Annotated in this window: 21 protein-coding genes; 12 read left to right on the top strand and 9 right to left on the bottom strand. The window is 69.6% G+C overall.

Going from position 1 to position 23,885, the window contains the following annotated elements; all coding sequences use genetic code 11:
- Positions 1-27 precede the first annotated feature (27 nt).
- The 3 genes from DMH01_RS23790 to DMH01_RS23780 all read left to right on the top strand — a co-directional run bounded on the left by DMH01_RS23790 (position 28) and on the right by DMH01_RS23780 (position 2,486).
- Positions 28-1,206: a sensor histidine kinase gene (locus DMH01_RS23790; RefSeq protein WP_125679845.1), complete on the top strand. Its 1,179-nt coding sequence runs from the start codon at positions 28-30 to the stop codon at positions 1,204-1,206.
- Positions 1,203-1,859 carry a response regulator transcription factor gene (locus tag DMH01_RS23785; protein ID WP_125679440.1) on the top strand — a complete coding sequence of 219 codons (657 nt, stop codon included), beginning with the start codon at positions 1,203-1,205 and terminating at the stop codon, positions 1,857-1,859. Before DMH01_RS23790 ends, DMH01_RS23785 begins: the two co-directional genes overlap by 4 nt.
- Positions 1,860-2,072: 213 nt before the next feature.
- Positions 2,073-2,486 carry a VOC family protein gene (locus DMH01_RS23780; protein ID WP_125679439.1) on the top strand — a complete coding sequence of 138 codons (414 nt, stop codon included), beginning with the start codon at positions 2,073-2,075 and terminating at the stop codon, positions 2,484-2,486.
- A 186-nt stretch (positions 2,487-2,672) separates the two neighbouring features.
- On the opposite strand, the gene DMH01_RS23775 is transcribed toward DMH01_RS23780, so the two are convergent.
- Both DMH01_RS23775 and DMH01_RS23770 read right to left on the bottom strand, forming a co-directional pair.
- Positions 2,673-3,584 carry an SDR family NAD(P)-dependent oxidoreductase gene (locus DMH01_RS23775; RefSeq protein WP_125679438.1) on the bottom strand — a complete coding sequence of 304 codons (912 nt, stop codon included), beginning with the start codon at positions 3,582-3,584 and terminating at the stop codon, positions 2,673-2,675.
- Positions 3,585-4,163 carry a TetR/AcrR family transcriptional regulator gene (locus DMH01_RS23770; RefSeq protein ID WP_125679437.1) on the bottom strand — a complete coding sequence of 193 codons (579 nt, stop codon included), beginning with the start codon at positions 4,161-4,163 and terminating at the stop codon, positions 3,585-3,587. It abuts the gene before it with no gap.
- Between the two features lie 190 nt (positions 4,164-4,353).
- On the opposite strand from DMH01_RS23770, the gene DMH01_RS23765 reads away from it, so the two are divergent.
- The 6 genes from DMH01_RS23765 (at position 4,354) to trmB (ending at position 9,318) form a co-directional block, all read left to right on the top strand.
- Positions 4,354-5,292, top strand: coding sequence for an ABC transporter ATP-binding protein (locus DMH01_RS23765; protein WP_125679436.1), 939 nt, complete (start codon positions 4,354-4,356; stop codon positions 5,290-5,292).
- A gap of 40 nt (positions 5,293-5,332) precedes the next feature.
- On the top strand, positions 5,333-6,064 hold the full coding sequence (locus tag DMH01_RS23760) for an ABC transporter permease (RefSeq protein WP_125679435.1): 732 nt from the start codon (positions 5,333-5,335) through the stop codon (positions 6,062-6,064).
- Between the two features lie 148 nt (positions 6,065-6,212).
- A complete protein-coding gene (locus DMH01_RS23755; protein WP_125679434.1) occupies positions 6,213-7,130 on the top strand; it encodes an ABC transporter ATP-binding protein in 918 nt (305 codons plus the stop codon).
- Positions 7,127-7,879: a hypothetical protein gene (locus DMH01_RS23750; RefSeq protein ID WP_125679433.1), complete on the top strand. Its 753-nt coding sequence runs from the start codon at positions 7,127-7,129 to the stop codon at positions 7,877-7,879. Before DMH01_RS23755 ends, DMH01_RS23750 begins: the two co-directional genes overlap by 4 nt.
- A gap of 195 nt (positions 7,880-8,074) precedes the next feature.
- Complete coding sequence (locus tag DMH01_RS23745; RefSeq protein ID WP_125679432.1) at positions 8,075-8,590, top strand: hypothetical protein; 516 nt, start codon at positions 8,075-8,077, stop codon at positions 8,588-8,590.
- A gap of 44 nt (positions 8,591-8,634) precedes the next feature.
- A complete protein-coding gene (gene trmB / locus DMH01_RS23740) occupies positions 8,635-9,318 on the top strand; it encodes a tRNA (guanosine(46)-N7)-methyltransferase TrmB (protein WP_233621664.1) in 684 nt (227 codons plus the stop codon).
- 220 nt (positions 9,319-9,538) lie between these two features.
- Here trmB and DMH01_RS23735 read toward each other — a convergent pair whose 3' ends face one another.
- A complete protein-coding gene (locus DMH01_RS23735) occupies positions 9,539-11,788 on the bottom strand; it encodes an FtsX-like permease family protein (protein ID WP_125679430.1) in 2,250 nt (749 codons plus the stop codon).
- The gene (locus DMH01_RS23730) at positions 11,788-12,483 is read right to left on the bottom strand and encodes an ABC transporter ATP-binding protein (RefSeq protein ID WP_016338261.1); all 696 of its coding nucleotides are present in this window, start codon (positions 12,481-12,483) and stop codon (positions 11,788-11,790) included. Before DMH01_RS23730 ends, DMH01_RS23735 begins: the two co-directional genes overlap by 1 nt.
- Positions 12,484-12,663: 180 nt before the next feature.
- Here DMH01_RS23730 and DMH01_RS23725 point away from each other — a divergent pair, with 180 nt between their 5' ends.
- From DMH01_RS23725 to DMH01_RS23715, 3 genes are read left to right on the top strand one after another with little or no spacing between them, the layout of a single operon-like run.
- A complete protein-coding gene (locus DMH01_RS23725; RefSeq protein WP_125679429.1) occupies positions 12,664-14,439 on the top strand; it encodes a sensor histidine kinase in 1,776 nt (591 codons plus the stop codon).
- Positions 14,436-15,086: a response regulator transcription factor gene (locus DMH01_RS23720; RefSeq protein ID WP_125679428.1), complete on the top strand. Its 651-nt coding sequence runs from the start codon at positions 14,436-14,438 to the stop codon at positions 15,084-15,086. The genes DMH01_RS23725 and DMH01_RS23720 overlap by 4 nt, the downstream gene beginning before the upstream one ends.
- Before the next feature lie 15 nt (positions 15,087-15,101).
- A complete protein-coding gene (locus DMH01_RS23715; protein ID WP_125679427.1) occupies positions 15,102-16,409 on the top strand; it encodes an amidohydrolase family protein in 1,308 nt (435 codons plus the stop codon).
- Between the two features lie 273 nt (positions 16,410-16,682).
- Here the strand turns inward: DMH01_RS23715 and DMH01_RS23710 are convergent, their stop codons facing one another.
- From DMH01_RS23710 to DMH01_RS23690, 5 genes are all read right to left on the bottom strand, one after another.
- Entirely contained in the window at positions 16,683-17,369 is a 687-nt protein-coding gene (locus tag DMH01_RS23710; RefSeq protein ID WP_125679426.1) for an SDR family oxidoreductase, read from the bottom strand.
- A 116-nt stretch (positions 17,370-17,485) separates the two neighbouring features.
- The gene (locus DMH01_RS23705) at positions 17,486-19,213 is read right to left on the bottom strand and encodes a hypothetical protein (protein ID WP_125679425.1); all 1,728 of its coding nucleotides are present in this window, start codon (positions 19,211-19,213) and stop codon (positions 17,486-17,488) included.
- A 53-nt stretch (positions 19,214-19,266) separates the two neighbouring features.
- The gene (locus DMH01_RS23700; protein WP_125679424.1) at positions 19,267-19,884 is read right to left on the bottom strand and encodes a class I SAM-dependent methyltransferase; all 618 of its coding nucleotides are present in this window, start codon (positions 19,882-19,884) and stop codon (positions 19,267-19,269) included.
- A 32-nt stretch (positions 19,885-19,916) separates the two neighbouring features.
- A complete protein-coding gene (locus tag DMH01_RS23695; protein ID WP_125679844.1) occupies positions 19,917-21,512 on the bottom strand; it encodes an SdrD B-like domain-containing protein in 1,596 nt (531 codons plus the stop codon).
- 127 nt (positions 21,513-21,639) lie between these two features.
- Positions 21,640-23,742 (bottom strand): PhoX family phosphatase, encoded by a 2,103-nt coding sequence (locus DMH01_RS23690; RefSeq protein WP_125679423.1) that lies wholly within the window; start codon positions 23,740-23,742, stop codon positions 21,640-21,642.
- Positions 23,743-23,885 lie beyond the last annotated feature (143 nt).

Here is a 23,885-nt window from a genome sequence, read left to right as displayed (position 1 = left end):
TTGAGCCTCTGGATGCGTGCCCACCCCATGGCGGGGGACAGTGTCATCGCCGTCGTCCTCCTGCTGACCGACCTGCTGCTCTACGTGGCCGCGGTCGAGACGCCGGAGGTCCCGATGCCGCCCTGGTACGTGACGGTGCCGCTGGACATCGCGATGGTCGCGCCGCTGATCTTCCGGCGGAAGGCGACGTTGTGGTCGGCGTACCTGGTGCTACTGCTCGGCATCCCGCACAGCGCGCTCGAGCTGGGCGCGGCGAGCGGGCTGGCGATGATGATCAGCATCTACTCGGTGCTGGTCTACGTCGGGCGCAAACAGGGCCTGCTGTACCTGGTGATCACGCTGGTCACCTCGGCGCTCCAGCTGTGGGCCGACCCGCCGGAGGACGTGTGGGTGCTGGCGATCATCGGCGTCTTCTCCTTCGCACTGTGCTGGACGCTCGGCGAGTTCGCCGGCGCGAGGCGCGCCTATCACGAGGAGGTGGAAGCCAGGTTGCATCTACTTGAGACGGAACGGGACCAGGCGACCAGGATCGCCGTCGGCGAAGAACGCGGGCGTATCGCCCGTGAGCTGCACGACGTCGTCGCGCACGCGGTGAGCGTGATGGTCGTGCAGGCCGACGGCGCGTCCTACGCGGTCGACGGGAATCCCGAGATGGCGAAACGGGCCTTGCAGACGATTTCGGAGACCGGCCGCGGCGCGCTCGCCGAGCTGCGGCGGCTGCTGGACGTGCTTCGCAGCGACGATGACGACGAGCCGCGCGTGCCACAGCCCGACGCCAGCGCGCTGACCGACCTGGCGGACCGGATCCGCCAGGCGGGCGTGCCGGTGACGCTGGCGATCGGTTCGGACGCGCTCGACGGGCTGCCCGCCGGGGTGTCCCTCGGCGTGTACCGGATCGTCCAGGAGTCGCTGACGAACACGCTGAAACACGCCGGCCAGGGCGCGCAGGCCGAGGTGCTGGTGCGGCGGGAGGCGGACGTGATCGACGTCAAGGTCACCGACGACGGCGCCGGCCGCGCGAAACAGCTGGTGCCCGCGGCGGCGAAGCACGCCGCGCCGCCTCGAAGACTCACCGTCCCCGGTGGGAACGGATTGATCGGAATGAGGGAACGGGCGAACGTCTTCGGCGGCACGCTGGAGGTCGGGCCCGCCCCCGGTGGAGGGTGGCAGGTGCACGCGAGGCTCCCGGTTAGGTTGGCGACGTGATACGGGTGGTGGTCGTCGACGACCAGGAATTGATGCGCGTCGGGTTCCGGATGGTCCTGGGCGCGCAGGCCGACATCGATGTCGTCGGCGAGGCGGGTGACGGCGCGCAGGCCATCCGCCTGGCGGAGGAACTGCGGCCCGACGTCGTGCTGATGGACGTCCGGATGCCGGTGCTGGACGGGGTCGAGGCGACGAAGCGGATCGTCGAAGCCGGGACGGCGCGGGTGCTCGTGATGACGACGTTCGACCTTGACGAGTACGTCTATTCGGCGTTGCAGGGCGGGGCGAGCGGGTTCCTGCTGAAGGACACGCAGCCGGATCACCTGGTGTCGGCACTGCGGGCGGTCGCTTCGGGCGACGCCGTGGTCTCGCCGTCGGTGACGAGGCGGCTGCTCGACCGGTTCGTCGGCGGCGGTGGGAAGCCCCTGCGGGACGCGGCCGAGCTGGACGTCCTCACCGAACGGGAGCGGGAGGTGCTCGTGCTGATCGCGAAGGGCCTTTCGAACCTGGAGATCGCCGAGACGCTGTTCCTGTCCGAGGCGACGGTGAAGACGCACGTCGGGCGGATCCTGTCGAAGCTGGATCTGCGTGACCGGGTGCAGGCCGTGGTGCTCGCCTACGAGACCGGGCTGGCGCGTCCCGGGGTGAGCTGAGAGAAAGTCCTCCGGAGTCGGATCACGCGTGTTTCCAGCCGGATCACGCGAGTTCCGCCTCCAATCACGCGAGTTCCGCCTCCAATCACGCGAGTTCGGCCTCCGATCACGCGAGTTCGGTCTCCCGTCACACAAGTCTTCGGAAAAGTGGTCATTCGGTGAGCACTTTGCGGTGGATCCTTGTCTTCAGAGCCACTACTTGAGGAGAAGGAAATGCTGCGAGGTCTCACCACCACCACGTTCTACGCCGACGACATGACCGCCGCGATCGAGTGGTACTCCGATCTCTTCGGGATCGAGCCGTACTTCGTCCGCAACGGTCCCGACGGGACGCCGGCGTACGTCGAGTTCCGGATCGGCGACTACCAGCACGAGTTCGGCCTGGTCCGGGGTGACTACCGGCCGCCGCTGGCCCAGCCCGGCCCCGGTGGCGCCATCGCGAACTGGGCCGTCGACAACGTCGAGGACGCCTTTGCGAAGCTGCTCGCGAAGGGCGCGAAGGAGTACGAGCCGATCATCGAGCGCGGGCCGGGATTCGTGACCGCGGCCGTCGTCGACCCGTTCGGCAACGTCCTCGGCGTCATGTTCAACCAGCACTACCTGGACGTGCTGGCCGGGAAGAAGTAGTGAGGCAAGGCAGACGTGGCGTGTCCGTGAGGGCCTCTTACCTCCCCGTATCCGACGAGGCTGAAGGCTCCCTTCACCGCATCAGACGCGGCGAAGGGAGCCTTCAGCCCACCACAGGCCCACGAACGCGACACGTTCGATCTTCTCCTCAGTAACCACTCTTCAGTAGCCCCGGCCAGCACGGTCTCAGCGGTACAGGGCGTGCTCCGCGGTCTCCGGATCCTTGCCCGCGTCCCGGACTTCGGCCATCCACTTGCCGAAGTCGGGGCGTGAACCGTCGACGTCGGTCAGGCCGTACTCGTTCATCAACGTCCACGACGCGAGCGTCTTGCCCGCGAACCGCGAGACCTCCGGGTCGGTCGCCAGCTTCGCGACACCCCTCCCGAGCAGCGCCGGGGTCTCCGAGATGGCGAAATCGACCGGAGCGGACTTGCCGACCGCGTCCCGCCACGTCTCCTCGGTGACCCCGAAGTGGTCGAGCATGGCTTCCGAACGCAGGAAACCGGGCGTGACGGTCATGCCGACACAGTCGTACTTCTTCAGTTCGGCGCCGAGCGCCCTGCCGATCGCGCGGATCGCGCATTTCGCGAGGAAGTACGGGACCCCCGCGCCGACGTACTCGTCGTGGTCGCCGTCGGTGACCTCGATGACGAGGCCGCCCTCGCGCCGCACCACCAGCGGAAGCAGCCGGTGCAGCGCGATCAGATGCGTGTCGATCGCGTTGTGCACCAGCGTGAGCGCGTCGTCGAGGCTGGAGTCCCAGTACGCCCCCTCGAAGTCCGCGAACGGGTCGCCGCCCCAGACGTCGTCGACCAGGAGGTCGATCCGGCCGTCCACTTCGGACTCGATCCTGGCCCGCAGCGCGTCCACATCGGACACCTTGGTGAAATCGGTCCGGACGGGGATACCCCAGCCTCCCGCCGCGTCGACGAGTTCCGCGGTGTCTTCGATCGTCTCCGGCCGCTTCATCGGCGACGAGTGATCCCGCGTCGTGCGGCCGGTGACGAACACCGTCCAGCCGAGCCTGCCGAGCTCCACCGCGATCGCGCGGCCACATCCCCTGGTCGCCCCCGTGACCACAGCCACTTTCCGGTCCATTCAGGACACTCCTTTCCACGCGGTCAGCACCGCGTCCACGTCTTGCCCCATCCGATCGGTGATCCGGCCCTTCGGCCGGATCGACCAGTCCAGCGCGGCCCCGTTCGCCACCCCCAGCAGCACTCGCGCCGCGCGGACGACACCCGGCGCACCCGGCAGCTCACGCGCCGCGACGCGCACCAGCCGCCGTAATTCCGCTTCCACGGCGGTGAAATGTTCACCGAGCAGGGCACGGAGTTCCGGGTCGCCGATGTCCACGCCCAGCTGCCCGAGATGGTTCGCCGCCGTCTCCGCGTCGCCCAAGCCCTCGTAGACCACGACGACCGCCGCGCGCAGCGCCTCCACCGGATCGGCCAGCTCGCCGCATTCCCGCATCCGTCCCACGACGGAGCGCGTGTTCGCCCGGCTCAGCGCCAGCAGAAGCCCGTTCTTCGAACCGAATCGCTGGGCGACGGTGCCGACCGCGACACCGGCCTCCGCCGCCACCTGGGCCAGCGTGAAACCGGGGCCGACCATGCCGATCACGGCCTCCGCCGCGGTGAGCAGTCGTTCGTCGGTGATGCTGCGGGGTCTCGCCACCTCATTATTGAACCACGGTTCATTAACCCTGGCGAATCAGGGTCACTCTCAGGGGCATCACCGATCGCGTACGCCGCCGGAAGACGGCAAGCTACGTCTCAGGTCGGGTACCAGGTTGGCACCTCAGGATGACGCGCTCGGCCACCCACATGGACGACGATTGTTCTCGCAGTCGCCGAGGGGAGCAGACATGATCGAGGCAGCGGGCCTCACCAAGCGGTACGGCAAGACACTGGCGGTGAACGACCTGTCCTTCTCCGTCGCGGCGGGGGAGGTCACCGGGTTCCTCGGGCCCAACGGGGCGGGCAAGTCGACGACCATGCGGATGATCCTCGGCCTGGACAACCCGACCGCGGGCCAGGTCCGCATCGGCGGCAAGCTCTACCGCGAACTGAAGGACCCGCTGCGGACGGTCGGCGCACTGCTGGACGCCAAATGGGTGCACCCCAACCGGTCGGCGCGGGCGCATCTGCAGTGGATGGCGCGGTCCAACAAGATCCCGGCGGGCCGGGTCGACGAGGTGCTCGACATCGTCGGTCTGACCAGCGTCGCCGGGAAGCGCGCCGGTGGGTTCTCCCTCGGCATGTCGCAGCGGCTGGGGATCGCCGCGGCCCTGCTCGGCGACCCGGAGGTCCTCCTCTTCGACGAGCCCGTCAACGGCCTCGACCCCGAGGGCATCCTCTGGATCCGCAAGTTCATGCACCGGCTGGCCGACGAAGGCCGCACGGTGTTCGTTTCCTCGCACCTCCTCTCGGAGATGGCGCTGACCGCGAGCCACCTGGTCGTGATCGGCAAGGGGCGCCTGATCTCCCAGTCCTCCACCGAGGACTTCGTGGCACGGGCCGCCGAGAACACGGTCAAGGTGCGGTCGCCGCAACTGCCCGCGCTGCGCGCCGCACTGACGCAGGCGAGCGCTCAGGTGACCGACGCCGACCGAGCGATCGTGGTGTCCGGTTTGGACAGTGACAAGATCGGCGAGATCGCCGCGGCCAACCAGATCGTGCTGCACGAGCTCAGCCCGCAGACCGGCTCCCTGGAGCAGGCCTTCATGCAGATCACCGGCGACTCGGTCGAGTACCACACCGGTCTCGAAGCCGAAGCCGCCGAAGTGGTCACCGCCGCCCAGTAGCCGTCACTCTTTCGAGAACACTGCCGAGGAAAGAAAAGCCATGACTCTGCTCGCCGTGGAACGCATCAAGCTGTTCACCACCCGCTCACCCTGGTGGTGCGCGCTGGCCGCACTCGCGGTCGTGATCGGTTTCGCCGCCATCGTCTCCAGTGCCGCACCCGAAGGGGAACTCACCGACGTCAGCCTGACCCAGTTCGGTTACGGCTTCGGCATGGCCGTGATCATGGTGCTCGCCGCGCTTTCGGTGACCACCGAATACCGCTTCAGCACCATCCGGACCACCTTCCAGGCCGTACCGAACCGCACCGCGGCGCTGCTGGCCAAGACCGGTGTGGTCGCGGCCTTGTCGCTCGTGGTCGGCGAGGTCGCCGCGTTCGGTGCCTGGGGCCTCGCCTCGGTCATGCGGCCGGAAGACCTCGCGCTGAACACCGCCGCGGAGTGGACCAGTGTCGCCGGAGTGGGCGTGGTGTTCGCACTCGCCTCGGTGATCGCGATCGCCGTCGGCATCCTGATCCGGCACAGCGCCGGGGCCATTTCGCTCGTGCTGATCTACGCCCTCGCGGTGGAGAACCTGATCCAGCTCATCCCGAAGATCGGCAAGGACATCTACGACTGGATGCCCTTCCACGTCGCGGACCGCTTCCTCACCGGCTCGGGCCCCGCGGCGGCGGAAGCGCCGCTGAGCCAAGCCGGGTCGCTCGCCTACTTCGCCGGCTTCGCGCTGGTACTGCTGGTCATCTCGCTGGTCGTCGCGAACAAGCGCGACGCGTAAGGACTTCCACAGGGGAGAAAGCCGGATGTCCCGCTCGGGGGAGTGAGGCATCCGGACGGGGAGAAAAAGGGGAACAAGGACCGGGCCGCCTATCGGGGGGCAGCCCGGTCCTTTCCCGCGTAATGTCGAATCCACTGGAGGGAGGCTGATGATCGAGGCCACCGGACTCACGAAACGCTACGGCGACAAGCTCGCCGTCGACGGACTTTCCTTCACCGCCGAAGCGGGCCGGGTGACGGGATTCCTCGGCCCCAACGGGGCGGGGAAGTCCACCACCATGCGGATGATGCTCGGGCTCGACAACCCGACGGCGGGCTCGGTGACGATCGACGGCATGGCCTACCGCGAGCTTCGTGATCCACTTCGGACGGTCGGCGGCATGATCGACGCCACCTGGCGGCATCCCGGCCGCACCGCCCGCGAGCACCTCCGGTGGATAGCCGCGACGAACGGCCTCCCGGACAAGCGCGTCGACGAGGTACTCCGGCTGGTCGGGCTCGACTCGGTCGCCCGCAAACGGGCCGGGCAGTTCTCGCTCGGGATGTCGCAGCGGCTCGGGATCGCCACGGCGCTACTGGGCGACCCCCGGGTGCTGCTGTTCGACGAGCCGGTCAACGGGCTCGACCCCGAGGGCATCGTGTGGATCCGGAAGCTGATGCACGCGCTCGCCGCCGAGGGGCGCACCGTGTTCGTGTCCAGCCACCTGCTGCCGGAGATGGCGCAGACCGCGCAGGACCTCGTCGTGATCGGCCGGGGGAAGCTGATCTACCAGGGCACGATGGAGGAGTTCGTCGGCCGGGCGAAGGGCCTCGGCGTGCGGGTCCGCAGCCCGCATCTGCCCGAACTGCGGACCGCGCTCACCGACAAGGGCGCCGAGTTCCGCGAGGAGGACGGCGCGCTCGTCGTGTCCGAAATGGACAGTGACACCATCGGCGAACTCGCGTTCGCCGCCGGCGCGACCCTCCACGAGCTGAAGCCGCTCGCCGGCTCGCTCGAACAGGCGTACATGCAACTCACCGCCGAGTCCGTCGAGTACGGCGCCGGCGTACCGGAGGTGGCCCGATGACCGCGGCGAACATGCTCCGCGCGGAGCGGATCAAGCTGCTGAGCACGCGCGCTCCGTGGTGGTGCGCGGCCATCGCGGTGGTGGTCGCACTGGCCTACACCGCGCTCTTCTTCGGCTTCGTTCCGCTGGAAGGCCAGTCGGGCGTCACCTCGACGCAGGTCGCCAGCGCGCTCGGCCGCACCGTGGTCCTGGTCCTCGCCATCCTCGCGGCGGCGACGGAGTTCAACTGGGGCACGTTGAGGCTGACCTTCCAGGCGGTGCCGTCGCGCGTGCCGGCCCTGCTGGCGAAGGGCGCCGTCGTCGGGGTGTTCTCCGGGCTGATCGGGCTGCTGGTGGGCTTCGGCTCGTGGGCGGTCGCTTACCTGATCAAACCGGCCGCCGACCTGGGCCTGGCTTCGGGCGCCGACTGGCGTGCGGTGGCGGGCCAGGGCCTGACCTTCTTCCTGACCGGACTGCTCGGCGTCGGCCTCGGACTGCTGTTCCGCAGCCCCGCGTTCGCGCTCGGGTTCGCGCTGGCCTGGACGCAGATGCTCGAGGGACTCGTCGTGCTGATTCCGAAAGTGGGCGACGACATCTACCAGTGGATGCCGTTCTTCGCGGCGAATCAGTTTTCCGGGCCGGATCTCACGGTGTCGATGTTGAAACTCGAACCGCCGCTGGGGCCGTGGGGATATTTGGCTTATTTCGGCGGCATCTGCGTGATTGTCTATGCGGCCGGGCTGATGATCACCCATCGAAGGGATGCGTGAGCTTTTACCGCGGCCAAAGGAGTTAAGTCCACGTTAAGAGCCTGTGGCTTCTCTCACACGGAGCGGACATACTGTTCCCGACCGGGCGATGCTCGGGACGAGCCTATTTTCGGCTCTCGGCCCCGGAGGTGATCCTTGACGGTGGATTCCGGTCAGGGAGTAGAACGCACGATCCCGCAAGCCCGCACGGAAAGTATGCAGCCCCGGCTCGAGCCCATGCTCGACCTCGAATGGTCACAGGCGATCGAACTGCCCCGCACGGTCGCGTCCGCGACCCGGCCATCCGATATCCGCCGCGCCTGGGTACACCGCGCACCCGAAGATCTCGTTGTCGCGCTGTACCGCGCGTCCAGTGGAATGCACGGCGAAATCCCCGCGCCGTGGTGGCTGCGCGCCGTCGTGGACGGCAGGCTCGAATCGCGGGAACTCGGTTTCCGCATCGAAGATCGGATCGCCGGCCTGCTCGGCAGGCGGCCCGGCTGGGAATTCGTCCCGTGGGCCGCGGACGGAGAATCCGGTTACTGGGAGTTCATGCCTTCCGAACGCGGAGCGTCCGGGCATTCGATCCCGACCACGGTGCTCAACACCAGCCGCCACGACGGCTGGATCGACGTCCTCCCCGCCCATTCCAGTACGACACCGTCGCCGATCGCGGTCGCCGGATTCGCCGGACTGCGGTCGCGGCTGGGGGAGTTCGAAGCCGTCCGGTAACAACCACGTTTAATGGGCTGGTGGAAAACGAGGACCAGCCACGGATGCGCAGCGTGGTCAGCTATGTCAAACGCGGCGGCCGGATGACCGTCGGGCAGCAGCGAGCCTGGAACGAACTCTGGCCGTCGCTCGGCCGCACCGTCGGCGAACTGCCCGAAGGACCGGTGGACTTCGACGACTGGTTCGGCAGGCAGGCGCCGGTGATGGTGGAGATCGGTTCGGGCATGGGCGAGACCACGTCCCAGCTCGCCGCCGCCGCGCCGGAACTCAACTACGTCGCGGTCGAGGTCTACGACCCGGGGCTCGGCCAGCTGATGTTGCGCGCCGAGAAGCTCGGGGTGAAGAACCTCCGGCTGATGCACGGTGACGCCGTCGTGCTGCTGACCTCGCACGTGGAGCCGGGTTCGCTGGCCGGGGTCCGGCTGTTCTTCCCGGACCCGTGGCCGAAGAAGCGGCACCACAAGCGGCGGATCGTGCAACCGGAGTTCGTCTCGCTGGTGGCCTCGCGGCTGGCGCCGGGCGGCACCTTCCACATGGCGACCGACTGGGAGAACTACGCCGAACAGATGATGGAGGTCTGTTCGGCCGAGCCGCTCCTGCGCAACCGGTTCGCCGGCGAGCCCGGCGGCTGGGCGCCGCGGCCGGAGTGGCGGCCGATCACGAAGTTCGAGAACCGTGCCGACGTCGAAGGCCGGATCTCGCACGATCTGATCTTCGAGCGGGTCTGACGACGACACAGAAAGGGCCGGTCAGGACGTCCCCACGTCCCTGACCGGCCCTTTCTTAACACCCCCGCGCCTTGGAACGCCCCCTGCGCGTCCCCGGTGCCCGTTCGTCCCTCCCCCGACAGAGAGACGACCGGGCACCCGGCCCGTGGGTGGATCACCACCGACTCCACCCACGAGACCTGCCCGCCCAGGCGCCATGACGCCATTCGGGCGAATCTTTTTACTCGTCGGCCAGAGGCTCCGACTGCACCCGCTTGAGCGCCGGGGTCGAGACGGATGCCCCGAGCAACGCCACCCCGATTCCCAGCACCACGGGCGCCAGCAGCCACGGGCTCAGCACGACCGCTTCCTTCTCGACCAGGCTGTAAAGCCCCATGCCGACCCCGATCCCGACCACACCCGCGCCGATGGTGGCCACCATCGCGGGCAGGGCCGCTTCCATCCGCAGCGCCCTCGACAGCACCCGCACCGGTGTCCCGGCCGCGATGAGCGCCCCGAAGGTGCGACGGCGGTCCATCACCGAGCCCGCGGTCGCCACGGCCGCGCTGCACCCGGCGAGCACGCCGGCGGCGATCAGGCCGATCACGGTGACCCGGCGCAGGTCGCCGAGCTCCTGCTGCTGGCCGATCAGGTGCAGGCCGCGGCTGCCGACCTCCTGGCCGGGTGCCGCCCCGACCAGCGCGGTCCGCACGACCTCGGCGTTCTCCGCCGTGGTCGGCACGATCACGTCGAAGAACTCCGGCGTGACACCCGCGGGGACCAGAGCCGGGTCGATGACGATCGTGCTGGACGTGTCTTCGTCACCCCGCGGGAGGACGTGCACGGTGGCCTTCGGGTCCAGCGGCGCGCCGGCCTTGTCGTACTCCGACGTCACGCGATACGCCGCCGGGTCGAGCACGGACCCGCTGTAGATCGCGGGACCCGCCTGGCAGGAACCGGCGATGTTCACCCGCAGGAGTTGGGTGGCGTCCTCGCAGCTCATCACGAACGCCCGGTTCAACCGCTCGGAGCGGGTCCCCGTTTCGCCGGTGGCCAGGTAGACCTGCCCGACCGGGACGGCCTTCTCGGTGATCCCGTAGCGGGCGAGAGAGGCGTTGGTCTGGTCGGCCGTCTGCTGCGCGTGGGCCGCGTCGGAGTCGGCGTAGAGGACGTTGTCCTTGAAGGTCCGGCCGCCGCCCGCCATCGATTCGAACGAGGGCAGCAGGGTCAGCGCCATCGATCCGGTGAAGACGGCCAGCACGACACCCGCGGTGGCGCGGTAGGCGCTCTTCGGGTCGTCGCGGAGCCTGCGTCCGGCCAGCAGCGACGCCGGTTTGCGCCAGATCCGGACGAACGTGCCGCCGACCGCCGAGGTGACCCACGGTCCGATGATCGCCGCCGACCCGACCAGCAGGAACAGGCCGAGCATCACCATCGGCAGGCTGGCGTTGTCCTGGCTGATCGCGAACAGGAAGAAGGCGCCGGCCACGGGGACCGCGAGCAGCCGCCACCAGTGCAGCGGCTTGCGGGCGTGCGCCGAAGCCGCGAACAGCGGCGTCTTCAGCACCCGGCGGATGCCGAGGACCCCGGCGAAGACGACCAGCAGCGGGATCGCCACGGCGACCGCGATGGTCGAGCCGACCGACAGGCTGAAGTCCGACGCGAGCCAGGTTCCGCCGCCCCACGGGACGAAGGTCGAGAGGCCTTGCAGCGCAGGTGCCACGAGGATGCCGAGCAGCGCGCCGACCACGGCGGACAACGCCGTCTCGGCGGCGACGATCTTCGTCACCTGGCCGGGAGTCGCCCCGGCCAGCCGGAGCGCCGCCATCCGCAGCTCACGCCGGGCGGCGGTCAGCCGGGCCGAAGACGCGACGAGCACCAGGCTCGGCACGAGCAGGACGATCACACCGACCCAGGCGAGCAGTTCGAGCAGCGGATCGGGCTGCGCTTCCTTGTTCGGGAAGCCGTCCGCGGCCATCGCCGTCTTCGGCATCGACTCCGGGGTGTGGCCGACGACGGCGACCAGCTGCTCCGGGTACATCAGCGATTCGGGACCGAGCGAGTCGACGAGTTTGCCGAACCGGTCCCCGAGCTGCGCCTGCGGCGTCGACTGGATCAGTTTCCCGAGAGCGGGGGAGACGATCGACTCGCCGGGCGCGGGCAGCCGCGGGATACCCGGAGGCAGGCTGAGCATCGGCGAAGTGCCGGTCTGGGCGATGTCGACGCGAGTGATCTCGCGGTCGCCCGAGTAGTCCTTGTTCGCCGCCATCAGCAGCGGCCCCGGCGCCTGGCTCTCCCCGGACCGGGAGTAGTAGCTGCCGGTGTCCTGCCAGATCGCCCGCTGGGAGCGGGCCTGCGTGGCGCCCGGGAGGGAGGCCAGCAGGAGCACCAGACTGGTCGCGACGGCGACCCCGACCGCGGTGAGGATGGCCGACGTGCGGGTCCGGCGGTCGACCCGGAGCACCCGCATGGCCAGCTGGAAGCTGTTCATCAGGCGGCCAGCCTCGTCGCGATCAGGCCGTCCCGGATGGAGACCGTGCGCGGCATGGCTTCGGCGAGCTCGCGGTCGTGGGTCACCACGATCACCGCGGCGCCGCTGTCGGCGGCCGCGGCGAGCAGCGCGTCCATGGTGGCGCGGCCGGTGCGGGTGTCGAGCGCGCCGGTCGGCTCGTCGGCGAAGATCACCTTCGGCCGGTGCGTCAGTGCCCGTGCGATCGCGACGCGCTGCGCCTCGCCTCCGGAAAGCTCACCGGGGCGGCGCTTCTCCTTGCCCGCGAGGCCGAGCTTCGCCAGCCATTCGCGGCCGGCCTCGATGGATTCCTTACGGCCCTTGCCACCCAGCAGCGACGGCAGCGCGACGTTCTCCTCGGCGCTCAGTTCCGCGACGAGCATCCCAGACTGGAACACGAAGCCGAACTCGGTGCGCCGCAGTTCGCTGCGCTTGCGCTCATTGAGCTGGTCGACCCGCTGCCCGGCCAGGAAGATCTGCCCCGAGTCGGCGCGGAGGATGCCGGCGAGCACGTGCAGCAGGGAGGTCTTGCCCGAGCCGGACGGCCCGACGATGGCGACCGCGTCACCCGCCTGGATGTCGATGTCGATCCCGGCCAGCGCGTGCTGCGTGCCGTACCGCTTCACCAGCCCGCGGCCCGAAAGCACCGGCTGCCCTGTCCACTGTGGATCTACCACCGTGATTCTCCCTAGTCAGTCACTTGTGTTCTGCTTCGGGAAAGAGCTTCGCGGTGAACCACCTCCGTCCACTTCAGGCAGACGGCCAGTGCTGATCACCCGCGCATCGGCCGATCGGCCGACCCGGCTCGGGCCGGTCGGCCAAGGTGCGGGCGGCGGCCGATCCTCTACCGTCACGGTGTGACAGCAGGTCCGGCCCAGAACAAGTTCCCCGCGCGGGTGAGTGCGCTCGCGCGCCGTATCGGCATGCCCGCCGTCGTCCTGCTGGCCGCGCTCGCGTTCGACCTGGTCTTCGTGACGGACGCCGCCTTCGACGACACGGGCCCACGTGGGATCGATCTCCTGCTCTTCCCAGGCATCTTCGCGATGGTGTTCTGCGCGCTCTGGGCGCAGAAGCGGGCCGCCGTCGCCGCCGTCGCGGCCTCGGTCGTGCTGGTGGCGTACACGCTGGTCGTCCGGTATTTCGACATCCCGACCTACTCGAGCGTGCTGGCCCATCTGTCCATCACCGAGGTGGTGGCGGGCGTCGAGGTCCTGTTCTACGCCGCGCGCCGGACGCGGCCGGGTGTCGCGTTCGCCGTGATCACCGGCCTGGTGCTGGCCACGCTGACCGCGGTCTCCGGCCGGTACTACTACGGCAGCGAGTCGAACGGCACCATGGCGCAGGCGATGCTGTTCGGCGGACTCCTGCTGGGCGGCACCCTGCTCTTCGCGATCCCCGGACGCGACCGGGCAGCGCATCCGAAGAACTACGAGAAGCTGCAGAAGCTCAACAAGCTGGTGATGGGCCAATGGCCGCTCATCGGCATGCTGGGTATCGCGCTGATCCTGGAATTCGGCTTCACCTACGAGAGCGGGGCGCACGGCTTCCCGATCCTGGTCTGCTCGATCGTCGCGGCGATCATCGCGGTCGCCGCGCCTCGGCGGCCCGCCGACGCGATGGTCGCGCTCACCGCGGTCATGTTGCTCTCGGCGCTGGTGACGCCGTTCCTCCGGCTTCGCTACGACTACCCGACCCCCGGCGGCGTGCCGGGCACGCAGGTCGTGGCGGGGATGGGCCTGGTCGTCACGCTGGTCCGCGCGGTCGGGCTGAGCAAGGCCGTCTCCCGGATCACCGCGCTGTCGGCGGTGGTCGCCGTGGCCTCCGTCCTCAACGCCACCCGTCCTTCCCCCAGGCTGATGACCGACCCGGACGACATCGCCGGTCTCGCCGTCGTCGCGCTGCTGCTGCTCGGCATCTCGGTGGCGGTCGGCCTGGCGTTGCGGTCCCGGGATTCGGAACGCACGCAGGTCATCCAGTCGGCGATCAGCGACGCGCAGACGTCGGAGCGGATGGCGCTCGCGCGGGAACTGCACGACGTGGTCGCCCACCACGTGACCGGGATCGTCGTGCAGGCGCAGGCGGCGAAGATGATGGGCGAGAAGAATCCGCAGGTCGCGGTGGAGGCGATGGGCCGGATCGAGGACGCCGGGGTGGAGGCGCTCGCGGCGATGCGGCGGCTCGTGCGGAGTATGCGCGGTGACGCCCCGGCCGGGAGCAGCGAGTTCAGCGAACAGGCCACCACCGATCTCGCCGCCGACCTGCGGACGCTGATCGAACGGTCGAACCACGGCGTGAAGACGTCGATGAAGCTCGAACTGCCGCCGAACGTGCCGCACGAGGTCGGGCGGTCGGCGTTGCGGCTGGTGCAGGAGTCGCTGACGAATATCGGCAAGCACGCGTCCGGCGCGAAGGAGGCGCTGGTCATCGCCGAGGTGAGCGAGAACGAACTGCACCTCCAGGTGACCGACGACGGACGCGAGCCACAGGGCCGTCCGGCAGGCGGGTCGGGCGGCTACGGTCTGATCGGCATGCGCGAACGGGTCGCCCTGCTGCACGGCCGGCTCTCCGCCGGACGGGCGCCGGGCGGCGGATGGCGCGTCGAAGCGTGGCTACCACTTGAAGGAGAAGAGTGATCCGGGTACTGATCGCCGACGACCAGGACATGGTGCGGATCGGCTTCCGGATGATCCTGGACGCGCAGGACGACATCGAAGTGGTCGCCGACGTGCCGGACGGTGTCTCGGCGGTCGCGAAGGCGCGCGAACTGCGGCCGGACGTCTGCCTGCTGGACATCCGCATGCCGGGCATCGACGGGCTCGAGGTCACCAAGCAGCTCGCGGGCCCGGACGTCGCCGATCCGCTGAAGGTCGTGGTGGTCACGACGTTCGACCTCGACGAGTACGTGCACACCGCGCTGCGGAACGGCGCGAGCGGCTTCCTGCTGAAGGACGCCGGGCCCGCGCTGCTGATCGAAGCCGTGCGCGCGGCCGCGCGCGGGGACGCGCTGGTGTCGCCGCAGATCACCGTCCGGCTGCTGAAGCATTTCGACGGCGGAGCGGTGAAACGCGAGGTCACCCCGCCTTCGGAGCCGCTGACCGCGCGGGAGCTGGACGTGGTCAAGGCGGCCGCGAAGGGGCTGACGAACACCGAGATCGGGGCCGAGCTGTTCCTGTCGCTGTCCACGGTGAAGACGCATCTGGCGTCGGTGCAGGGCAAGGTCGGCGCGCGGAACCGGGTGGAGATCGCGGCCTGGGCGTGGCGGAGCGGCGTCGTGGACTGAAAGTAAGCTCCCTTCATGCAACGCCGTTTCCACGCTCCTGTCGTTCTCCCCGCCGACCCCGCTTGTTCGTTGCTGCGTGACGCCGTGGTCGACGTGGACGAGACGGGCCGCGTCACCCATGTCGGTCCCCTGGCCGGGGCTCCCGAAACGTCCGCTCCCGTGACCCGGTTGAGCGGCATCCTCCTGCCCGGTCTGGTCAACGCGCACGCGCACAGCCCGATGACGCTGCTGCGCGGCATGGGCGGCGATCTGCCGCTGCTGCCGTGGCTGACCGAGATCATCTGGCCCGCCGAGGCGAAGCTGGAGCCCGCCGACATCCGCACCGGGATGATGCTGGGTTCGATCGAGATGCTGCGGCACGGCGTCACGACCAGCGCGGAGATGTACTTCGAAGGCGAGCAGCTCGCTGACGCGGTGCTCGCCACCGGTGGCCGGGTGGTGCTGGCGCCGCCGATCATGGAACTGCCGGGGATGGACTGGCGCGAGATGCTGAAGAGCATCGAACGCTGGATCGACACCGACGGTCTCCGGTTCGGGCCCGGCGAACGGATCGAGGTCGGCTACGGGCCGCACTCGGCGTACATGCTGAACGAGGAAGCGCTGCGGGCGACCGCGGAATCGGCGGCCGAGCGTGGCGCGCTGGTGCAGATCCACGTGGCCGAGGCGGCGCTCGAAGACGTCAAGCAGCGTGAAGCGCACGGTTCGGTGCCCGCGCTGCTGGAGAAGGTCGGGATGCTGCGGGGCCGGACGCTGGCCGCGCACGCGATCCACCTGTCGGACGAGGACATCGCGCTGTTCGCCGCGCGCGGCGTCGGGATGGCGCACTGTCCCGGGTCGAACGCGAAGCTCGCCTCGGGTATCGCCCGGGTGACGGAGCTGCGGAAGGCGGGCGTCGCCGTCGGGCTCGGCACCGACGGCCCGGCGTCGAACGACGACATCGACCTGTGGGAGGAAGTGCAGCTCTCGGCGATGTTCGCGCGGCTCGCGACCGGTGACTCGACCGTGCTGACCGCGGCCGACGCGTTCCTGCTCGGCACCCGCGGCGGCGCGGACGCCCTGGGCCGGACCGACATCGGCGCGCTGGAAGCGGGCCGATGGGCGGACATGGTGCACGTCGACCTCGACGACCCGGCCTTCGCGACCGGTATCGACGTGCCCGACGAGCAACTGCTCGCGAACCTGGTGTGGGCCGCGGGCTCCCGCCGCGTCCGCGACGTGTGGGTGGCGGGCGAGCAGGTCGTCGGCGACGGCGAACCCCTGCGGGTGGACCGCGCGAAAGTGCAGACCGAGGTCGCCCAAACCTCCGCGCGCCTGCGCTCTTAACTCACCTACGCAGCCCCCCCCCGTCCCAGGGGGCGGCCCCGAGGCCAGTCTATCGGGGGTGGGCGGGCAGGACCCGGGAAAAGTGCTGGTCAGGGCGGAGTTGTCCACAACGGTGATGGGGTGTGGACAACTGGGTCGCGCACCCGATGTGGCATGGCGGCCCCGGTGTCACCTTGGGGGCAAGCGCGGCCGAGATCGAGGTTCCCAATGTCGCATTTGAGGCGCTGAGCGTCTCAAATGCGACATTGGGAACCCACGCGCTGCAAAGCGGGGTTAGACCAGGCCGCGCGGCCGGAGGGTCACGTCGGTCGGGTGCGCGTCACCGGTGGCGGAGACCGCGGCGAGGACGGCGGCCGCGACGGATTCGGGGCGCAGGAAGCGTTCCGGCTCGTACGCGCGGCCCTCGTCGGCGACGATCGCCTGCTGCATTTCGGTGTCGGTGCGGCCGGGGTAGATCGACGTCACCCGGAGCGCGGACTCCTCCTCGCGCAGCGAGTCGGCGAAGGCCCGGACGGCGAACTTGCTCGCGGCGTACGGTCCCCAGCCCGGCCGCGCGTTCTGCCCGGCGCCCGAGTTGATCACGACGACATGCCCCTTCGAAGCACGCAGGGCGGGCAGCAACAGCCTGGTCAGCGTGACGACGCCGAGGACGTTGACCTCGAAGTTCGCCCGCCAGTCGGCGTCGGTCGCGGTCTCGACCGTGCCGAGCCGCGCCACGCCCGCCGAGTGCACCAGCACGTCCAGCTCGCCGATTTCGGCGGTCGCCGTCTCCAGTGCCTCCGTGTCGGTCAGGTCGATCGGCCACGGCTTCGCCTCGGGGAATGTGCCCGCCAGTTCGCCGAGCGCGCCGGCGTCGCGGCCGCCGAGCAGCAACCGGTGGGTCGGGGCGAGCGCGCGGGCGGCCGCGGCGCCGATACCGCGGGTGGCCCCGGTGACGAGGGCGAGGGGTAGATCAGCCATGACCGCCACGCTAGTACGGCGGTCTCACGTGCTCGAAGGCGTATCTCGCGTGATCGGAGGGGTATCTCGCGTGATTGAAGGCGTAACTCACGTGATTGGGGGCGTAACTCGCGTGATCAGGGGGCGCACACGACCGGAGGCGTCACCACCCTCGGGAAACGCACGGAGCCACGGGTGAAGGATCCGGTGAGGTTGTCCGCGAAGCGGCCGAACGTCAGGGGTTCCCGGACCGACGCGTCGATCGCGACGAGGGCCGGGCAGTCGAGCGCCGCTCGGGCGGCGGCGACGTCCGCGGAGCGGACCGGGCCGCCTTCGGCGATCGGGAGGCGCGCCGAATTCGCCAGCTCCCACACCGGCGGCAGCCATTTCTGGTGGCCGGGACGGCCGCCGGGGAGCGACGTCGAATGCGCGGCGAACGGGTTGGCGAGGCCGTAACCGTCGCGCAGCCGCATGTCGAGCGGGATCAGCAGGCCGAGCGCGCCCATGCTGTCCGCCGCGACGGTCACGTACGGCCGGTCCGACGGGTACGCGTACCAGCGCCTGGTCGTGTAGTCCTGGATCAGCACCGCCGGGCCTTCGACGCCGCGGACGGCGGCCAGTGCCGACGGCATCAGCGGGTGGCCGGCGTAGTCCTCCGCCAGGATCGGATGTTCGTGCCCAGTCGACCGGGACCAGAACGCTCGCTCGTCCGTGACGCCCACAGCGCGCGGAGAAGCCGAGTACTCCGGACGGAGCGCCGCGGCGGCCACGAACGCCCAGATCCCGACGGCGACCAGAAGCGACACGGTCACCCTCGTGACCGGCAGCGCCAGCACCGGCAGGAGCAGGCAGAACAGCGCCGGGAGCAGCATGCGCCCGTGCATGAAATCCCCGCCGACCCGGATCACGTACCCCGCGAGCAACACCGCTCCCACCACCGGAACCGCGGTGAGCACCACGAAGGTCTTGTCCATTGTGGACGAAACCGTGACGACCGCGGCGGCGAGCAGCAACAGCGGGAGCCACAGCCAGTACGGCTGGACGAGGTCAGTCAGGTACGCCCATCCGCGCGCCCAGTTCGCTTCCGACGCCTCCTTGACCAGCGCGGTGTTCGGCGTCAGCAGACCGTAGTAGCCCATCCGGAACACCTGATACGCCAACGGGAGCGCGGCCGCCACGGCCATCAGGCCCACCGCGCGGCGACGTCCCGGCCGCGCGAGGACGAGCAACGCCACCAGGGCGACGGCACTGAAGAGCGCGAGGTCGGGCCGCACCAACGGACCCAGCCCGGCGACCAGCGCGACCGGCCAGGTGCGCAGACCGTCCATTGTGGACGTTCGGCGGACGAGCAGCCACCAGGTACCGCCCAGCCACAAGGTGATCAGCCCGGTTTCGAGTCCGGACGTCGCGAAATCGCGGAACGGCGGCAGCGCGCAGACCACCAGTGCCCCGGCGGGCGCGAGCCCGTGGAACGCCAGCGGCTGGTAGAGCCGCCGCGCGCCGTCCAGGCCGAAGAACAACCCGGCGACCGAGAAGACCAGCCCGGTGATCACCGCGATCCACTCCAGCGAAACCGACGGGATCAGCCCGAGGACACTCAGGACCGCCGTCCACAAAGGACTGGTGTTGGTCTCGACCCGCTCGCCGACGTTGAACACCGGCCCGTTGCCCGCGAGGATCTGCCGGACCGTCCGCAGCACGATCAGGCCGTCGTCGCTCATCCAGCGGCGGCGCCAGGCCAGGTCGGCGTAGACCATCAGCACCAGGCCGAACCCGAACCAAGTCCAGGTCGACGGCCTCAGGTACCAGGTGCGCGAAGGCCAGTCGGGCGTGTTCTCACCCGTGGTCGTGTTCGTCTGCGTCATGGCCCCGCCCGCCTCGGTTGCGTGCGCAGGAGATCAGGTCCGCGGCCCGCGAGTCAAACCGCACGGCCGGACAGGCAGGACTGTGGCCACTTCCTCCCTTCCATCGCCAGCCGCGCGGTGACCTCGAAGCCCGCCTGGCCCAGGAGATCGGCGACCCGGCCGGGATCCAGCAGGTAGGCGTCGTAGGTGACCGGGTGGCCGTACGCCGTCTCCGGGCTCAAGCGCTCGTCACCGACGTGGAATCCGAGCAGCAGGCGCCCGCCCGGCGCGAGCGCGCGGCGGAACTCCGCGAACACCGCCGGGAGTTCCCCCGGCGGCAGGTGGAAGATCGACCACCAGGCGACGAGACCGCCCAGCTCGCCGTCCGGGAAATCCAGAGCGGTCATCGAGCCGACCGAAAACCGCAGGTCAGGATACTGGCGTCGGGCGATCTCGACCATCTTCGGCGACAAGTCGACACCGATGACGTCCAAGCCGAGCGACGCCAGGTGAGCGGTGACGTGGCCGGGACCGCAGCCGACGTCGGCGACCGGGCCGCGCACCTGTTCGGCGAACGCGACGAGCATCGCGCGGCTGATCGGCTCCTGGTCGAAGAGCGGTCCGATCCGCGCCGCGTAGTCCTCGGCGACGGTGTCGTAGGAGTCGCGGGTGGCGTCGAGGTGAGAAGTCACGGTGGGCGACGTTAGCGGCACCCACCGACAATTCACGGCTCGATCAACCCGGCGTCCCTGGTCAGATCCTCCGGAGCTCCCGGCGAGGCAACCGGCGTGCAGCCGGTCGCGGGGTCCGCCGCCGAGTCGGTGCCGTCGTGATGCGCGGCACCGGACCTGGTCAGCTGCCGCGAGCCGACGTCGAAACACACCTGGTACGAACCCGGAAGCACCCGTTCGAAGGCGTACCGCCCGTCCGCCCCCGTCACGGTCGAGCCCACCTCCTTGCCGGAAGCGTCCTTCAACGTCACCGTCACGTCCGGGACGCCGAGCTCGTCGCGGCTCTGGAGGCCGTCCTTGTCCTTGTCCAGCCACACGAAGTCGCCCAGCCTGCTCGTCGGCGCAACGAGACCCGCGGCGAGCGTCAGGTCCTGCCGTTTGCGAGGGCCGACGGTGGTGGTCGCGGTGCAGCCGGTCGCCGGGTCGGCGTCCGAATCCTTCGCGTCGTCGCCCGCGTCCTTCGCCGTGTACGCGAAGGGAAGCCCGGCGATGTCGAAGCAGACCTGGTAGATGCCGTCCTTCAGCTTGGTGAAGCGGTATTTGCCGTCGGCGCCGGTGGCGAGGGTCCCGAGCGCTGTGCCCGACGCGTCCTTCAAAGTCACCTTCACGCCCTGAACGCCCGGCTCCCCGGAGTCCTGCAGGCCGTTCCGGTCGACGTCGTTCCAGACGAACTCGCCGATCTCGTCGATCGCGGGCGGCGGGGTGACCTTGATGGTCGTGGTCGCGGTCTTCTTCGGCAGGGTTCCGCTGACGACGGTCACGGTGCTGACGTGGCCGTTGTCCGCTTCGGTGACGTTCTTGTGGTCGCAGGTGACGGTCGCGGACTTGCCGGCTTCGAGGGTCGCGATCGGGGCGGGGTTCACGTCGCAGTACGGGTCTTCGACCTTGACGGCGGTCAGCGTCGTGGTGCCGTCGTTGGTGACCGTGAAGCGGTAGTTCGCGGTGGTGCCCGCCTCGAGGGTGGCCGTGGCGCCCCAGGCGCCGCTCGCCGCATCCCGCACCTCCGCCTTCGCCGAGAACGAGTCGACCCGCAGGTGGACGCAGTCCCACATGACCCAGTTGCGATCGGTGGCGGCGAAGAACCTCACCGAACCGGCCGAGGGCGGGGCGATCGACGGCGGGAAATCCTGCCGGGCCAGTTTGCCGTCGGCCTCGACGGCGTGCGCGACCTTGAGCTTGTTCTCCAGGACGACCTTGCCGGACCCGTCGTAGAACCGCAGCCCCGTCTCCTGGACGGCGTCCGCGCGCCGGAGATTCGTGCCTGTCCAGTCGGTCAACGTGTAGACGGCGCCGGGCACGAACTTCATCGCCGCGTAGGCGGTGCTGACCATCTTGTCCGGGGTCGAGATCAGGGCGTATTTGCCGCCGTCCGGCTGATAGCCACTGGCCGTCGACAGCCGGGGTTGCTTGCTCCTCGGCGTTCCGGGTGGCACCGGGGCGGCCGGGTTGAACGTGTAACCGGAGGGCGGGCTGCCCTGCTCGACGCTCGGGTTCGGCGCGGCGCCACCGGTGCAGCCGGACGGGACGGTCTCGGCCTGTGCGGCCGCGGGAGGGATGCCCGCCACGAGTGCGCCTGCCGCCATGAACACCAGTGCCCTTTTCACAGGGCTGAAGCTAATGAGCGCGGCGGGGTTCCGTAATCACCGAAGGGTGTCGTCCGGCGCCCCGATCAGGCAGAACAAGTCTCGCCGAGAGTGATCGGGGCGCCGGAGGCCACTACTTGACGCCGATGCGGCCGACCTGGCCCCAGCGGCCCTTCTTCCACACCGAAACGATCGACGGCCGCGGCTGCGACGTGCCGCCGTCCGGCCAGTGCGACACCGGGCTGCCGGAGTTCGGCGCGTCCTCACCGGGGTGCTGGACCGCGACGAGCACCAGGTGATCGGTCACGACGGGGCCACAGGCCTCACCACCGTTCGGCACGGTGAGGAACTGCTTGACCTGACCGCGCTGAGGCCCGGTGACCGGAACCGAGAAAAGGCCGTCGTTCGAGCCGAGCGCGTTGCCGTCGGTGGAGATCCACAGGTTGCCGTGCCGGTCGAACGCGACGTTGTCCGGGCAGGAGATCGGGCTGACCTGGTCCTTCGGGAAGCCGCCGAAGTAGGTGTCCGCCGTCTTCGGGTCACCGCAGACGAGCAGGAGCCGCCAAGAGAACTTCGTCGACGCGGCGTCGCCGCCGTTCTCTTCCCACTCCAGGATGTGGCCGTTGCGGTTGTTCGGCCGCGGGTTCGCCTCGTCGACGTTCGCCTTGCCGGCGGGGCCACGCTGGCTGTTGTTGGTCAGCGCCGCGTAGATCCGGCCGTTGACCGGGTTCGGCTCGATGTCCTCGGGCCGGTCCATCTTGGTCGGCTGGACCTTGTCCGCCGCCTCGCGGGTGAAGACGTAGACCTCTTCGGCGGTGAAACCGTCCACAAAGGACTTGTCACCGGCGGCAAGCGGGATCCACTCGCCGACACCGTCGAATTCGCCGTCCGCCGGGAGCTTCCCGGTGCCGTCGATCTCGGCGGCCGGGCTGTCACCGGTGAAGCGGCCGACGTACAGCGTGCCGTCGTCGAGCAGCGCCGAGTTGTGGCGGCGCGCGTGCGCGCTCTTGCCCGGCTTGTACTTGCCCTTGGAGACGAACTTGTAGATGTACTCGAAGCGCTCGTCGTCACCCGAGTAGACGGCGACGCGGCCGTCCTTGGTGATCTTGACGTTCGCGGCCTCGTGCTTGAACCGGCCGAGCGCGGTGTGCTTGATCGGCGTCGAGTTCGGGTCGTTCGGGTCGATTTCGACGACCCAGCCGAACCGGTTGGCCTCGTTGGGCTCCTGCGCGAGATCCCAGCGCTTGTCGAACCGCTCCCACTTGCGGGTGCTTTCGGTTCCGGAGAAGCCGTACCGCTTCAGGCGGGCCGCCGCGACCGGGTCGGTGACCTTGGCCGCGTTGGCGAAGTACTGGTTGACGTTCTCCTCGCCGGAAAGCACGGTGCCCCAAGGGGTCACGCCGCCGGCGCAGTTGTTCTGCGTGCCGAAGACCTTGCGGCCGGTCGGGTCCGCGGAGGTCTTGAGGTACTTCGAACCGGCGGCCGGGCCGCGCACCTCGAACGGGGTGTTCAGCGTGATGCGGCGGTTGAACGGGCTCGGCGTCACACGCAGGGCGCCGCCGATCGGGTCGCGGAAGGCCTGGACGACCGAAAGGCCGTGCGCGGCCCACGCGATCTTGACCTGCTCCTCGGTCGGGTTCTTCGGGTCGTACTGGTCGACCGGGAACATGTGGACCTCGGTGGTGTACTCGTGGTTCACCACCATGAGGTTGCGGATGCCCAGCGGGTCCTGCGGGATCAGGCCGACGAAGTCGCAGTTGTAGCCGAACTGCTTCGCCTGCGCGGCCGCGGTCTGCTTGTGGAAGTCGAACTTCGGCGCGCCCCACTCGACGGCGTCGCCCCAGCGGATGACGACGCGCTGCTCGTAACCCTCGGGGATGGTGACCGCGTCCAGCGTGTTCGGCGGCACCGCTTCGAAGTCGGTGCCCGGCACCGGACGTCCGGGGCGGCCCGGTTTGCCGTGGCCCGCGGCGGAAACGTCAGCCGGGGTCTCGGCGGCGGCCGTGCCGGACAGCGCGGCGAAACCACCGGCGGCCGCGGCCATCACGGCGCTCGCCTTCAGCGCGCCACGGCGGGACAGCATGTTCTTGACGACGTCGCCGAAGTACTCGTTGTCCGACGTGTTCGGCTCGGGGTGGGCGCACGCGTTGCCGCAGCGGTACTCGCAGGTGACCGCGGAGCGGCCACCGGGGTGGGAGGTGATCAACGGCAGCAGCCGCTGAGGCTCGAAGGACACAGGGCCTCCATGGTCGCGGTGGGTACACGTAGTCCAGTCGGGGGAACGCCGTGACGTTAAGCGACCAAAACGATCCAGCTCTGGCCAGAAGATGAACAGCGCGCGAACGAGCGATGACGCGCTGCCGGACCCGGCAGCGCGCC

Source organism: Amycolatopsis sp. WAC 04182, from assembly GCF_003947465.1.
GTDB lineage: Bacteria > Actinomycetota > Actinomycetes > Mycobacteriales > Pseudonocardiaceae > Amycolatopsis.
The sequence above is the reverse complement of the archived record's forward strand: the minus strand, read 5'-3'. Positions and strand labels throughout refer to the sequence as shown.

Bases quoted from the DNA above. Each gene is read 5' to 3' on its own strand.
- DMH01_RS23790 (WP_125679845.1), top strand. From the start codon at position 28: ATGGCGGGGGACAGTGTCATCGCCGTCGTCCTCCTGCTGACCGACCTG.
- DMH01_RS23715 (WP_125679427.1), top strand. From the start codon at position 15,102: ATGCAACGCCGTTTCCACGCTCCTGTCGTTCTCCCCGCCGACCCCGCT.
- DMH01_RS23775 (WP_125679438.1), bottom strand. From the start codon at position 3,584: ATGGACCGGAAAGTGGCTGTGGTCACGGGGGCGACCAGGGGATGTGGC.
- DMH01_RS23735 (WP_125679430.1), bottom strand. From the start codon at position 11,788: ATGAACAGCTTCCAGCTGGCCATGCGGGTGCTCCGGGTCGACCGCCGG.
- DMH01_RS23765 (WP_125679436.1), top strand. From the start codon at position 4,354: ATGATCGAGGCAGCGGGCCTCACCAAGCGGTACGGCAAGACACTGGCG.
- DMH01_RS23710 (WP_125679426.1), bottom strand. From the start codon at position 17,369: ATGGCTGATCTACCCCTCGCCCTCGTCACCGGGGCCACCCGCGGTATC.
- DMH01_RS23755 (WP_125679434.1), top strand. From the start codon at position 6,213: ATGATCGAGGCCACCGGACTCACGAAACGCTACGGCGACAAGCTCGCC.
- DMH01_RS23750 (WP_125679433.1), top strand. From the start codon at position 7,127: ATGACCGCGGCGAACATGCTCCGCGCGGAGCGGATCAAGCTGCTGAGC.
- trmB (WP_233621664.1), top strand. From the start codon at position 8,635: ATGCGCAGCGTGGTCAGCTATGTCAAACGCGGCGGCCGGATGACCGTC.
- DMH01_RS23760 (WP_125679435.1), top strand. From the start codon at position 5,333: ATGACTCTGCTCGCCGTGGAACGCATCAAGCTGTTCACCACCCGCTCA.
- DMH01_RS23780 (WP_125679439.1), top strand. From the start codon at position 2,073: ATGCTGCGAGGTCTCACCACCACCACGTTCTACGCCGACGACATGACC.
- DMH01_RS23705 (WP_125679425.1), bottom strand. From the start codon at position 19,213: ATGACGCAGACGAACACGACCACGGGTGAGAACACGCCCGACTGGCCT.
- DMH01_RS23745 (WP_125679432.1), top strand. From the start codon at position 8,075: ATGCAGCCCCGGCTCGAGCCCATGCTCGACCTCGAATGGTCACAGGCG.